At 52.9% G+C, this 13,439-nt stretch carries 14 protein-coding genes; 11 read left to right on the forward strand and 3 right to left on the reverse strand.

Annotated features, from left to right (window positions below):
• The 4 genes from KKF06_07915 to KKF06_07930 all read left to right on the forward strand — a co-directional run.
• Positions 1–325: hypothetical protein (locus tag KKF06_07915; protein ID MBU1617677.1), on the forward strand; the 325-nt coding region annotated here is incomplete at its 5' end.
• 15 nt (positions 326–340) lie between these two features.
• A complete protein-coding gene (locus tag KKF06_07920) occupies positions 341–628 on the forward strand; it encodes a cupin domain-containing protein (protein MBU1617678.1) in 288 nt (95 codons plus the stop codon).
• Positions 629–641: 13 nt separating this feature from the next.
• Positions 642–1,595: a hypothetical protein gene (locus KKF06_07925; GenBank protein MBU1617679.1), complete on the forward strand. Its 954-nt coding sequence runs from the start codon at positions 642–644 to the stop codon at positions 1,593–1,595.
• A gap of 250 nt (positions 1,596–1,845) precedes the next feature.
• Positions 1,846–2,736, forward strand: coding sequence for a hypothetical protein (locus KKF06_07930; GenBank protein MBU1617680.1), 891 nt, complete (start codon positions 1,846–1,848; stop codon positions 2,734–2,736).
• Positions 2,737–2,752: 16 nt separating this feature from the next.
• Here the strand turns inward: KKF06_07930 and KKF06_07935 are convergent, their stop codons facing one another.
• A complete protein-coding gene (locus KKF06_07935) occupies positions 2,753–3,439 on the reverse strand; it encodes a hypothetical protein (protein MBU1617681.1) in 687 nt (228 codons plus the stop codon).
• A gap of 95 nt (positions 3,440–3,534) precedes the next feature.
• Between KKF06_07935 and KKF06_07940 the strand changes: the two genes are divergently transcribed.
• A complete protein-coding gene (locus tag KKF06_07940; GenBank protein ID MBU1617682.1) occupies positions 3,535–6,471 on the forward strand; it encodes a hypothetical protein in 2,937 nt (978 codons plus the stop codon).
• Here the strand turns inward: KKF06_07940 and KKF06_07945 are convergent.
• Positions 6,457–7,602 carry a DUF362 domain-containing protein gene (locus KKF06_07945; protein ID MBU1617683.1) on the reverse strand — a complete coding sequence of 382 codons (1,146 nt, stop codon included), beginning with the start codon at positions 7,600–7,602 and terminating at the stop codon, positions 6,457–6,459. The genes KKF06_07940 and KKF06_07945 overlap by 15 nt on opposite strands.
• Positions 7,592–8,641 carry a threonine synthase gene (locus tag KKF06_07950; GenBank protein MBU1617684.1) on the reverse strand — a complete coding sequence of 350 codons (1,050 nt, stop codon included), beginning with the start codon at positions 8,639–8,641 and terminating at the stop codon, positions 7,592–7,594. Before KKF06_07950 ends, KKF06_07945 begins: the two co-directional genes overlap by 11 nt.
• Before the next feature lie 71 nt (positions 8,642–8,712).
• Here KKF06_07950 and KKF06_07955 point away from each other — a divergent pair, with 71 nt between their 5' ends.
• The 6 genes from KKF06_07955 to KKF06_07980 form a co-directional block, all read left to right on the forward strand.
• Positions 8,713–9,606 carry a hypothetical protein gene (locus tag KKF06_07955; protein MBU1617685.1) on the forward strand — a complete coding sequence of 298 codons (894 nt, stop codon included), beginning with the start codon at positions 8,713–8,715 and terminating at the stop codon, positions 9,604–9,606.
• A 15-nt stretch (positions 9,607–9,621) separates the two neighbouring features.
• Positions 9,622–9,876: a SemiSWEET transporter gene (locus KKF06_07960; protein ID MBU1617686.1), complete on the forward strand. Its 255-nt coding sequence runs from the start codon at positions 9,622–9,624 to the stop codon at positions 9,874–9,876.
• Positions 9,877–9,980: 104 nt separating this feature from the next.
• Positions 9,981–11,129: an alanine--glyoxylate aminotransferase family protein gene (locus KKF06_07965; GenBank protein ID MBU1617687.1), complete on the forward strand. Its 1,149-nt coding sequence runs from the start codon at positions 9,981–9,983 to the stop codon at positions 11,127–11,129.
• Entirely contained in the window at positions 11,126–11,884 is a 759-nt protein-coding gene (truA, locus tag KKF06_07970; GenBank protein MBU1617688.1) for a tRNA pseudouridine(38-40) synthase TruA, read from the forward strand. Before KKF06_07965 ends, truA begins: the two co-directional genes overlap by 4 nt.
• 144 nt (positions 11,885–12,028) lie before the next feature.
• Positions 12,029–12,931 carry a hypothetical protein gene (locus KKF06_07975; protein ID MBU1617689.1) on the forward strand — a complete coding sequence of 301 codons (903 nt, stop codon included), beginning with the start codon at positions 12,029–12,031 and terminating at the stop codon, positions 12,929–12,931.
• A gap of 24 nt (positions 12,932–12,955) precedes the next feature.
• The coding region (locus tag KKF06_07980; GenBank protein MBU1617690.1) for a hypothetical protein at positions 12,956–13,439 on the forward strand (484 nt) is incomplete at its 3' end.

Below are 13,439 nucleotides of genomic sequence, written 5' to 3' on the forward strand. Positions count from 1 at the left end.
ACAACAATGTCTCTCCCTTCGGACCAAAAGGGCCTGTTTGAGAGCACAATCGATTATCTTTAGCTTTGCCTCGTACAAATTCAGCGTGTTCGCGCATTTCGCTTACCTTGAGAAAAATCGAAATGCGCCGGCGTTTTCCCTGTCCGCCTCAGGAGGATTTTCGTCCATTTTCTTTTTTGCTGTAGAAAAAGAAAATGGACACCCGATAGAAGAGAGAGAAAAAAGCAGTCTCCGTATAGGCCACAAGCTTAAACTTGAGGTCACAATTTGTGATGACAAGATAGAAGTGCGACCCCCAATTTGGTTGAACCAGACTAAAAAATAATCTACAATTTGCTCTATGAACAATAAACCTCTTGGAGTCAATAATCTCGCCGAGTTGATCAACTACCAGCCGGGAGCGGTCGTTAGCCGGATGCTACTGCAAAAACCAAACGGAAGCGTCACCCTTTTTGCTCTCGCCGAAGGCCAGGCGATCAGTGAACATACCACCCCTTACGACGCGCTGGTCAGCGTCATCGACGGCGAAGCGGAGATTACGGGAGAAATCCTTCTCATGCCGGCCAACGATCCCCATGCTTTAAGAGCGGCTAAACAGTTCAAAATGCTCCTGACAATGATCAAGTGAATGGGATTATGATGTGAATAAAACGATCGTTCTGGTCGGCCTGCTCGCGCTGGCTGGAGTTATTGGCTGTTCGACGCAGTCAGAGGTCTCCTCTGGTATCCCACATGTCGGATCGTGGGGAATTTACACTCTGGACCTCTCTTCAAACTCCGCCTCGCTTATCTGGAGCACCAATGAGGCCCTTTCCGGGCTCTCTTTAAACCGGGCCGGTGATAAGCTTGCCTTTTGCCAGAAAGTTGGCGGCACACTGGAAGCGAATGAAGAGATTTTCATGGTCTCAACCGATGGGACCGATCTGACCAGAATAACCGCGAACGACAGCCGGGATCTTTATCCCTCGTTTTCTCCCGACGATTCAAAAGTGGGATTTCTTGCCTGGCGCTCGACCATGGACCTTTACACCATGAATTCCGATGGCAGTGGCCAGGCTGAACTCTACGATTCCGGCGGACAGGATTGCGATGTCAATTGGGGGCCGGATCGGATTGCTTTTACCAGGGAGAGCCAGATCTGGACGGTTAAACCGGACGGGAGCGACGCCAGGCGACTGACCGATCCGCCCAACGCCGGGGAATGGGGGATAGCCAACCTGCCGCTTGGTGATTACGATCCGCGCTGGAGCCCGGATGGAAACAAAGTTCTTTTTGAGCGCTTAGTCGATGCCGGCGCCAGCCTCCACGGGAGTTACGATATTTTCACGATCGGTTCCAGCGGGACGCCGGAGGTCCGGCTGACCTCGACCGGCTACAGCCAGGGATTGCCTGAATGGAGCCGCGCCGGAGATAAGATCGTTTTTATTGTTGCCGCGATCAATGGCGAAGGGAAATATCGTCTTTATATGATGAACGCGGATGGCAGTAATAATCGAGATATCACCCCAAGTTGGTTTCCCGCCAATTTTCTCTGTCGCGCCGCGCTTTTCTCCCGGGATGATACCAAGCTCTTTTTTCTGGGACAATGGTATTAGGGAGCGCCTGGTAAGGTCAGCCGGATCAGCGGGAGGGCGGCTGGTTTGGGGATTGGCGGTTTCTCCTGCGGGCAAATAATGTTAGCCAGAAACATCAGCTTGGTCGCCGGGATCGTTTTTATCCAAAAGAACCAGTAAAGAGGTTAACTGTATTAATTGTCGCTTCCTGTCAGGCAATCAATTGTCTGGTGATCGGATGTAGTTTTTCCTTGTTGAAATCAACGGCGGAGCATGCCGATAATTAGTTGCCATGTCATTTATCAGGACTGTCCAACAGGCTTCAAACCTGCGCTCTTCCGCGCCCAGCGGAGCTTATCGGTTTGAGACCAGGGTTGCCGCGCCGTCGGGGAATAAACGCCGACTGGCCAGGGAAATTGCCGGTCACCTTAATGGACCGGCCGCTCAAGCGGCGTGCGAGCTGATCTGTCTGGCCCATGGTGGCCGGGTCTTTATTGTTGAAGACGGCGGCAATAATCTGACAATTTCCAGCGCCGTCGAGCCGAAAGATCGGGAAAAACTGGCCGAAAAGCATCAGCTTGCCGGGTTCTCTGCCGGTGATGCCGTTTTAACTTTTGGGGCCGATTTCTACCAGAAGCTCCGGCCCGAAGATCGGGTGATGCTGGCCGAACATGAGCTGTGGCATTATTTTCTTGACCTCTCTTTTCCCGGGTTGAAGTTGGAATATTTTTCAATGCGGCGCAGTCTTGACGCGGTCGGGCTCTGGTTTGTCAGTCAGTATTTTGCCGGCTCGCTCGATCACTTCTTTCTTACCCTGGCCGCGACCGCGGCGGGGCGGGCCGATTTTGCTTCCCGGGATGCTGACTGGCGCCTGGCCGGGATCATTCCCCGCATTGGCGAGCTCCAGCCTGAAGCAAAAACCGCGTTGGGGGTTGGACTCCTTTTTTCCCACGTCTACGCTTTTTGTTTTTTCTTGGAATTCGAGAAGCTAAAAAACAGCAATTTCATGGCGATCAAGGCTGCTTTTTGGGAAAAGCAATTTGATGGCTGTTACGCCATGGCGCGCGAGCTGTTTGCCAGGATCGAGCGGAGGGGGGACCTAAGGGTCGACGCCTTCGGCGAGATCTGCCAATTTTGGATCGATTACGGCGAAGCCCACTGGCTTTACCTGATGGACGATTAACTCACCCAATCAGAACTTACAGCTTTATCGGTTGGGACAAAGTGACAAATATCCCGCTGTCGGAGAGGGCGTCGCTGATCTTGTAGGTCGCGTAGCCGACCGAAATCCCGGCGCGCGATTCAAAGCCGAGGTCAGCTAAGATTCCCAGGTACATCTGTCCGCCCATGCCGCCGCTCACCCGGCCGGTTCCGTAGAGGTTGTAGATCAATCCCGCCCCCAGGTAGGGGTCCATCCCGAAAAGCGAGCCTTCTTTCAGATAAACGATCGCGTCAGCGAACAGAGGAATGGTTTTTAGTCTATCCGACATAGCCATTCCAAGCCCGACCCGGTATTCGACCGCGTCCTCGGCCAGGCCGATCTTTTCGCCCAGCTTGAGCGGGTCTGAGAAGATGATATCCCCGCGGAGCCCGAGGAGAATACTGCCGTAAAGCAGTTTGGCGTTCGCGGCGGTGTTTAATCCCCAGCCAAACAGTCCTTTTGACTCTTCAGGTTTTTTTATCACCGCGATCGGTTCTGGCGGGGGCGGGATTTCCGGCGCTACTTCAGCGGAGGCGGAGGTAGTAGGAGCCTGGAGCGGGGTGATCTGCGGCGTGATCACTTTTTTGATCGTTTTCCTGATGATCTTGTTCTGGGCTCCGGCGGCGGCCGCCAGCGAAAAAAGCAAACAAAAAGCCAAGGCTAAAGAAACGAATTTGTTTTTCATATTTGCACCTCAAAATCAGTATAGCACCAAGGGGTGTCCGGTCAAGTGTTTCGTAAAGCCGAGAATTCATTCTCGGGTATGCTAGAATAAAAACAATGAAGAAACTGCTGGTCCTGGTTTTTCTGCTGCTATTTGCCGGCCGCCTTCTGGCCGCCGATTATCAGAGCGTCAAGCTGATCAATGAGAACAATTGGGTCAAATGGTTTGATCAGGCTATCGGCTATCTTTACGAAAGCCACGGCTGTCTCCACTTTACCCCAAATGATATTTATCTCCTGGCCCAAACTATCCCTCCCGGGATCCATCTGACGGTCAAAAAATATAAACTGAAAGAGAGCGAGCCGGAGTTTGACCTGGATCAGGTCCCATATTTATCTGACCTGACCTCTTCTCCCCAGGATATCAAGAAGCACGCTTTGACCTTTAAAAATTATGAAACGGCACTGGTCGTTTATCCTTCTTTTGGCTGGCTGGTGATCATGGTCAATGACTCACCTTATGCCAAGGTCCAGACCCTGGCGGGCCCGCCGGAAGATTTTCTAATGGCTTACGATGTCCAGCCGGGCAAACCGGTCCAGTGGGATTTTATGCTGACCACTCCGACCGATCCCGGTGAATATAAAATACTGAAAGTAACCGACCATTACCTTAGCGCGAATTATTACCAGAACACCGTGGTCCCATTTGGCGCCTGGCTCAAGAAGAGCGGCTCCGCCTGGCTTTATCAAAAGGGGAGCGGCTGGTATAAAGCGCCGACCAGTGTCGCTGATGACCTGGAGCGGCCAGTTGCCAAGCGAGTTTATAATTATTACGATCTCAATTATGACAACAACTTGAAGCTGACAGCAGCCCGTTACGCCGGCCACGACTTTGGCAAATATGTCCTGCTTTGGACGACCGACGGCAAGAATCATTATCCGGAAATGGGGTATGCGGCGGGCCAGCTGGTTTATGAACAGATCGTACTGGTTAAGGAGCTGGTCAATATCTTGACCCTTCCCGGTCCGGACGATCTCTCTGCCGTTCTGGCGCGGGACAAAGACCTGCAGTTCTTTAAATCGCTTTATGACTTTAAGTCGACCGGCGGTGAAAAGGTCCCGGCCGATGTTGAGCCTGCCCTGTTGCGGGAATATAAACTGTTCAAAGGGTTTGAGCTGACCGCGGAAGAGCAAAAACTGCTTGATCCGCGGCTGGTCAAGGCGCTCCGGGAATATCGGGAGAACCGCCTGCCGCGCGATAAACGGGCCCGCTGGGAATCGCTTGGCCTTTACTATTATATAAGGAACAACACTCTGGTGATCGATAAGCAGGCCGGCTGGTTTGAGCGGATCAAGAGAGATTGGAAGTTCTTTGGCCAGTTGCGGGCCGCGCTCCGGCAGGATTTCGAGAGTTTCGGGGTCCTTTCCCAGGCTAACCGGCAAAATGTCGTCGAGCAATGGCTCAACGATCGGCTCGGGTTCAAACCTGTCTCTCCCCCCGGCCAGGCCAAAGGGTTGGCCGAGCTCTCTTTCTCCGCTTTTTTCAAGCCGCGGGAAGAAGCGACCCTGTTTGACGAGCGGGAGCGGGAGGTCATGGTCGAAAAGATCAGGAAGGCGGTCAAGGGGGAAGAAGGGGGGCTTAGCCTCAATATTGTCGACCCGCTCAATAAATATAATTTTGGCGTTCTGCTAAACGAGATCCTCGGCGATCTTTACAAGAGCCATGGCTGTTTGCACCTCTCGCCGAGAAACATGGTCTTTATCTACGACCTTCTTCCAATCGGCTCCCAGATGAAGGTGTATAAGTATTCCGAGAGCGTCAGCCAGGAGGCGCTGGCCGCTATCCCTTATCTGGCCAACCTGATCAATTTTCAGGACGATCTTGATGAATTAAAGAAACGTTTTGCCGTGACTGCCGAGGTCCAGGTCGCGGTCTATCCGAATTCCGGCGATTGGCTCGTCTACCTCCAGAAAAAGCCGTTCGCCCGGGCGACGGTCAAAGGGGGCCCGCAGACCAAATATTACCTCCTCCAGGGACGCGACCCCAAAGGGAACCCGATTTTTGAGCCAAACCTCGCCTATCCAACTACTCCCGGAGATTACGTCATTTTCCGAAAAGTTGAAAATTATCTCTCCAATCTTTATCGTGACCAAACGGTTATTCCGATGGGCGGGGATATCCTGCGCCAAAAGGGGAAATGGGTTTTCCAGAATAGGGAGGGGAATTGGAAGGAACTGCCGCCGGCGATCGCCAATGATCTGAACCAGCCAGCATCACAGGAAGTTTATAATTATTTTGACCGGGTGACAAATGCCGGCGGCGAGACGATCTCCGTGAAGTGGGGGAGCCATCCCTTTGGCCGTTTTGCTTTGCAGAGCACGGTCAATGGCAGGACCCCATGGCCGGAATTGATCCACAGCTCCGGCGATCTTATACTTGAAGAGAGACAGTTGGTCAGCGACCTGGTTAATTTGCTTACCGCCCCCCGGGATAAGTTTGAAGAATGCCTGAGCTACAGCCCGGACTTTGAGCTGTTCCGCGCCTGTTATGAATTCGTCAAAAACCCCGACCGGACCGACTTGATCCAGTCGAAGGAGCGGGCCGCGTACCGGCTCTATTATAATTTGCAGCTGACCGATCAGGAGAGGGCACTTTTGCCGCCCGATACTGTCATCGCGAGCAAGGTGGCGCGCGGTGAACCTTTAACCGCCGCGGAAAAAGAACTGCTGATCAAGGAAGGGATCGCGTACCGCCGGAGCGGGACCTTCAAGATCATTCAGGAGAAGATCATTGGCTTGCGGATCGATCTTTACCAGTACGTGGTGGCGATCGGGAAAGGGGCCAATCACTATGGAGCGCTAAAAGAACGTTGGCCGGAGCTGGCCAGTTTGCGTCAGGCCCTGCTAAAAGATTTTAATAATTTTGTCCTGAAAGATCCCCGGCTCTTTCAGGCCTTTATGCGGGAGTTAATGCTTAAGCGGAACAGGCTTGAAAGGTTGACCCAAAAGAACGCGGTCGAGATCCTCGATCGGATGATCTCAAATACCCATTAGCCGGGCGAGCCAGGAAGTGCTTAGTTTTACCGCGTCATATTGGCAGAGTTCGTGACAGCAGAAACAGTGGATGCAATCTTTAAGGTCGATCTCGACTTTTTTCTCTTTCCCCTGATGGATTGTTTTCGCCGGACAACTTTTCAAACAGACCAAACATCTGACGCACTTCTGCTGGTCGATCTCCGGATCGATGGCGATAAAGCCCGCGAGAAAGCCGGCCAGCCTGGGGAAGCGTTTCAATATCTTATACAGCCGGTCAGGACGGGCCCAATCGGTCCGGCGCAATTCAGAGAGCGCGGCGCCAACAACCTCGATCTGTTCGATATTTGAATTTCCCAATCCTCTTTCCCCGGCGATCCTGATCATGTCAATGTCCAGCGGGTTAAAGCCGATCAGGTGAGAGCCGATCACGTCGACCGCAACGCCGTCGGTCGAGGCGATGATCGCCCCAAACTGGCGGGGGGTGCCGTGGCTCGGTCCCGCGCCTTCCATGCCGACGATCGCGTCCATAATGGTCAGTCCCGGCCGGCTGATCTGGAAAACATCGACCAGCAGGCCGGCAAAGTCGCGCGGGTGGGGGGCAAGGCGGTGGAATTCGGTCTTGAAAAAGCCTGGGACACAGCCGAACATGTTTTTTATCGCCCCGGTGTAGAGGGTCATTCCGTGAGTTTTGAGTTTGGGGAGGTTGATCACCAGGTCGGCCTCCAGGACCGGTCCGGCGATCGGGACTTCCGGCAAGATTTTGCTCCCGCTTGGGCTTTTGACCTTAACAATTCCTCCCTGCTGAAAAGGGGCAAGCTGGCCGCCAGCTGTTTCGGCCGCTTGTCTGATCCCTGCTTTTTCCAGGGAGGAGATGACATTGGCATGGGCGTTTCCCGGGCTGTCGCCGACCAGGGCGATCCCGCCGGCGGCGACCACTTCTTTGACGACGGCAAAGATCAGGGCGGGGTGGGTGGTGACCGCCATTTCGGGAGCTTCTCCCATCAGGCAGTTTGGTTTGATCAGGATTTTTTGACCCGGTTTGACCAGGGCGGCCATGCCGCCAAAAGGGGCGAGAGAGGAGTGGACCGCCGTGGCGACTTCGGCGTCGGCATAACTACCGCATTTAACCAGGGAAACTTTAGTAGCCAAGTTTTTTCGCGACCGCGGCCACCTGGCAAGGTATGAGTTCGGGCTTGGAGCCGAACATGATCGCGTTATCCGGGTCTTTCAAGCCGTGGCCGGTCAGGACGCAGACAACGATCGACCCTTCTTTAACTTTATTTGCCTTGGCCGCTTTTAGGAGTCCGGCAACCGAGGCGGCCGAGGCCGGTTCGGCAAAGACCCCTTCTTTCGAGGCGATCAATTGATAAGCGGCGACGATCTCGGTGTCGGTCACCAGGTCGATCTCTCCGCCCGATTCGCCGGCCGCGGCGACCGCGCTTTGCCAACTCGCCGGGTTGCCGATCCTGATGGCGGTTGCCAGCGTTTCCGGTTTTTCGATCGGATGGCCGCGGACGATCGGGGCTGCCCCTTCGGCCTGAAAGCCCATCATTTTAGGGAGGGTCGAGATCTTATTGGCGGCGAAATATTCCTTGTAACCTTTCCAGTAGGCGGTGATATTCCCGGCGTTGCCGACCGGGATAAAGTGGTAGTCGGGGACGGCGTCAAGCTGGTCGCAGATCTCAAAGGCGCCGGTCTTTTGCCCTTCGATCCGGAAGGGGTTGATCGAGTTGACGATCTCGACCGGATATTTATCTCCCATTTCGCGGACCAGGTCGAGCGCCTGGTCAAAATTCCCGTCAACCTCAAAAACTTTGGCTCCATGCATGATCGCCTGCGAAAGCTTGCCGAGGGCGATCTTCCCTTTGGGGATAATGACGATGCAATCGAGCCCCGCCCGGGCGGAATAGGCGGCGGCCGAGGCCGAGGTGTTGCCGGTCGAAGCGCAAATGACCGCTTTGCTGTTGTTTTCTTTAGCTTTACTGATCGCCATGGTCATCCCGCGATCCTTGAACGAGCCGGTCGGGTTCATCCCTTCATATTTAAGGTAAACCTGGCAGCGGGTCAGGTCGCTCAAATGCCGGGCGTGGATCAGCGGGGTATTCCCTTCATTAAAAGTAATGATCGGGGTCTCGTCGGTCACCGGCAAATATTGGCGGAACTCCTCAATTAAACCTCTCCAAACCATATCCAATCTCCTTGTTGATTAATTGCCAAAAAACTTGTTTTAAGTATACCATAGTATGGTACAATATCTGCGTGGCGAAATATTCACAGAAAGTGATCGCTTTGGTCGGGGCCGGTTTGGCGGTTATTGCCTTGGCCGGTTGCGCAGCCAATTCCGGGCAAGCGGCCAGCTCTTCTTTGCAGGCCGCCCTGGATGCTCAAATTTCCCTTTTTGACGTCGGGCTTTCCGATGCCGAAAGTTCCGGCGGGGTCACTGTTCTTCAGACCACTTCCGAATCATACTGCTGGTACCGTCATTTTGGTCCCCCTTCGGAAGTTTCTTATACCATTCTTAACCAAGATAATTCCAGCGCTCTGGTCAGGGTCAGCCGTGCGGTCGAAGGCTCGCTGTATTACCATTTAATGGCCGGGTCGGCCAAACGGTTAAAATATTTTTCCCAGGATTACAGCCGCTTTGCCAGGCTGACTTCGGCCGATGGCGGGACCACCTGGAGCCTAATCCAGCTTTCGCCGGGGGTGGCCAAATCAACAAAGTATTCTCCTGTTTTGGGAGTAGGTTCGGTCGCCTGCGACCTGACGATCAGCAGGGTTGTTCTTTCCAGCAACGGGGTGGTGATCGCCGATATTTCCGCCGAAGCGGCCTCCGGCGGCCCCTGGTTCGACCTGAACTCTCTCCCTAAAGTTACCCGGGGAAGCACCATGGAGATCAAGGCATATGTTGCCGCGCCAGCCGGGGGGGAAGTTCTGGCCTATGTTTGGCCTTCATTAATAACAACTTTCCGGATCCCGCTTTATGACGAGGTTTCTGGCGGACATTCCAATTCTTCGAATTGTTTGATGGTGGCGACCACTGAAACGACCGGGATCAAAAGGATGTTCGTCGGCGCGTTTAGCCGCGAGACCCTTTCGGACACGGTCTCGCCATATGATTACGGCGCCTGGCATCTGTTATATCAGGTCGAGTAGGAAGGGGGCGGGGGAGTGGAAGGAAATTTAGTTCTTGGGATCATCGCCGGCGCTTTGACCACGATCTCATTTTTGCCCCAGGTGATCAAAACCTATTCAACCAGGCATACCAAGGATATTTCCCTGCTAATGTATCTCCTTTTTTCCTGCGGCCTGATATTGTGGACGGTTTATGGTTTTCGGGTTGGATCGTTCCCGGTCATTGCCGCGAATTCTTTTACGCTGATCCTGGCTTTTTTCATTATCCTCATGAAGATCAGGCATGGTTAGTTTGTTTCAGCAAAGTGGCTTGCTGCAACCGCGCACTTAAGTGCGCGGTTATATTAGGCTTTTATGTTATAATTTAATAATCTTTTTATGAAAGGGAGATTGCCATGTCAAAAAAACCGCTCAAATATTACCTGATGATCCCCGGCCCAACACCCATTCCGACCAGAGTTCTCGCGGCGATGAACCACGAAATGATCGGCCATCGCGGGCCGCTTTTTTCCAAGGTGATGAAAGAGGTGATGGATGGCTTGCGCTGGGCTTACCAGACCAAGAACCAGATCTTTATTTATCCCAGTTCCGGGACCGGCGGCATGGAAGTGGCTGTAGTTAATACTCTTTCTCCTGGAGACAAGGTTATTATTTGCAATATTGGCGCCTTTGGGGCCAGATTCGTTAAGATCTGCAAAGCTTACGGTGTTGATGTTATCGACTTAAAATTTGAGAGAGGGAAGGCGGCCGACCCGGCAGTTTTAGAGGCGGAATTGAAGAAAACTCCGGTCAAGGCGGTCCTTTTTCAGCAGAACGAAACCTCGACCGGTGTGGTCAATGATGTGGAAAAGCTGGCCAGGACAGTCCGCAAGGTCCAGCCGGAAGCGCTGATCATTGTTGACGCGGTTTCCGGTATGCTGGCGGCGCCGCTCAAAACTGACGAATGGGACCTGGACGTTGTCGTTTCCGGTTCGCAAAAGGCTTTTATGGTCCCGCCGGGTATTGCCGCGGTTTCGATCTCGGAACGGGCCTGGAAAGCTTACGCTGTTTCCAAGTGTCCCAAACATTACTGGGACTTTGCTTTCATGAAAGAAGAAGCTCCCAAAGGGCACACTTACACCACTCCGCCGGAATCGCTGATCTTTGGGATGAGGGAGTCGCTTAAAATGCTGCAGGAAGAGGGGATGGAAAATATTTTGGCCAGGCATAAATTTAACCGCGATCTCTTGCGGACTGCCGCCAAAGCGTTGGGTTTGAAACTTTTGGCCGACGATGCCTGCGCCTCCCCGGCAGTGACCGCTATTTGTCCGCCGGATGGGATCGATGGCGAAGAGGTTCGTAAACTGATGCGCGAGGATTTTGGCGTTGAAGTTGCTCCGGGACAGGGTGAGCTTAAAGGAAAAATATTCCGGATCGGCCACCTTGGCTATGTTGACTCGCTTGACCTGATCGGCGCTTTTGCTGCCCTGGAGGTCCTGTTCAAGAAGATGGGAGCAAAGATCAATTTTGGCGCCGGGGTCAAAGCGGCGATGGAGCTTCTCTGAACCATCGGCTGATCGTCCAGTATGACGGGGCCGGCTTTGAAGGCTTTGCTTCCCAGCCGCATAAAAGGACAGTTCAGGACGAGTTGGGGAAAGCCTTGGCTGTTTTATATAAGCGACCGGTCAAGGTTTTAGGGACCTCCCGGACCGATTCGGGTGTTCATGCGATCGCCCAGGTCGTCAGTTTTCAAGCTGAGCCTTATATTCCTTTTAAAAAACTTCCTCTGGCGCTTAATTCTTTGCTGCCCGACAACATCAGGGTAATTAAAGCGCGGAAGGCGCCCGATGACTTTATCCCCCGCTTTGCCGCGAAAAATAAAACCTACGAATATTTGATCTTTAATGGCGGGCCAATGCCGCCGGCAGTCAGGTGTTTTGCCTGGCAGGTCAAATCAAAGCTCGATCTGGAGGCGATGCGGCAGGGGGGGAGGTTGCTGAAGGGGAAGCATGATTTTTCCGCTTTTTGCAATACAGGAGGGGATAAAAAAAACACTGTTCGTAATTTGAAAAATGTTCTGATCAAACGGAAGAAATTTAAACTTTGGGACGGTTTTATCGTTGACTTGATCAGCCTAAAATTCCAGGCGGATGGATTTCTCTACCGGATGGTCCGCAACCTGGTCGGTACTTTGGTCGATATTGGCGCTGGAAAGCTTGAGGTCAAGAGGCTTCCTTCGCTCATCAAAAAAGGGGATCGGCGGCTGGCCGGCCGGACCGCCCCTCCGCAGGGCCTTTGTTTGATTAAAGTAAATTATTAAAAAATAACGCCTACTGCCACGTTTTTTTCTATGATATAATTTCCGCGCTTGTGATATATATACTAATGTAATTGTTTGTTTAACAAACATAGGAAAAAAGTGCCAAGAATAAAACTATCAATAATTTTATTTAGTATTTTACTTATGGCCTCTTCAGGACAGGCGGCGCAAAGCGCGAATTATAAAATGCTCCCTAATATCGTGGATCCCGGCGGCAAACGAACTGTCTCCGCTAATTATGATCTTTCTTTCGCGGCCGGGATAGTGAACCAACGGCAAATAGCCGGCACCGCTTATTTGGCTTATCCTGGTTTCTTTTTTCCGGTCACCATCACTATCCCTCCGGAAGGGCCGGCCTTTATCCGCACGGAGGATCGGATCTCTCCGACCATCGAGGCGCAGATCTCCGGGAATGAAAATATGCTCTGGTCAAATGACCCGATCCCGGCTGAAGCAACATTTTTGATCTCGATCAGCGACAATGTCGAGCTCGACCGGAGCTCGATCGTTGTCAGGATCGACGGAGTGGTTAAGATAAGCGCCAATAACTATTTGGACTTTCTTGATCCGGCCAAGGTCCAGGGAGAAAAAACAGCGATCTATCTGACCTGCTCGGCTTCGCTTGCCCCCGGACAGCATACCATCTATATTGAGGCGCGCGATGTTGCCAAAAATCCCGCTTCCCGGCAATACACCGGCCTGGAAGTTGCCGCTCCCGGCTCCGAACCGGAGATCAAAGCCGGCACCTTGGTTGTTTCCCCGACCACTTTTTCACCGGCGACAGGGGGGAAGACCACGATCGCGTTTAGCGTCGCCAGCGCGAGCGAAGATACCGACGTTACCGTTTATGTGCATGGAGTAGGCGGGCTTGGGTCACATTGGACCAGGAAGTTGCGCTCAAAAGCCGGTTACAACCAGGTCGTTTTTGACGGAAAATCCGATGTGTCCGGAGAGCCAATGGCTAACGGGATATATGTTGTAAAAATAATTTCCAATGGGAAAGAAATAGGGAAGCAATATATCGTCATTTTTAGCGGGAATAATTAGGAATACAAATAAAAGGAGTTAGTTATGAGGAAAATATTAGTATTTGTTTTTTTAAGTCTGGTCTTGATGGGAGGGGTTGCCTTTGCCGTGCCAACAAAGATGAATTTTCAGGGGAAACTGACTGACAGCGGCGGGAATCCGATCACTACAGCGGTTGAGGTCAAGTTCTCGATCTTTGATGCCTCTTCCGGCGGGACCGAACTCTGGACCGAAACGATCAGCGGGCTTACCCCTGATCAGGGGCTGATGAACCAGGAGCTGGGGCTGACCACACCGCTAACCTCTGGCGTGTTTGGCGGCGATACCCGCTACCTGGCGATCAAGGTCGGGACCGACGCAGAGATGACCCCGCGGATCCCTCTGGCTTCAGTTCCGTTCGCTTTCAGGGCGGCGGTCGCGGATAGCATCGTTGCTGGACAAGCGATAACCAGTCTGGCTTCAACTGGAGCGACTCCTCTGCGCGACGCGGTGACCCTCTCCGGCGGGTCAGGCATTTCTTTGATCCAGG

This window comes from Candidatus Margulisiibacteriota bacterium (assembly GCA_018822365.1).
Taxonomy (GTDB): Bacteria; Margulisbacteria; WOR-1; order O2-12-FULL-45-9; family XYB2-FULL-48-7; genus XYB2-FULL-45-9.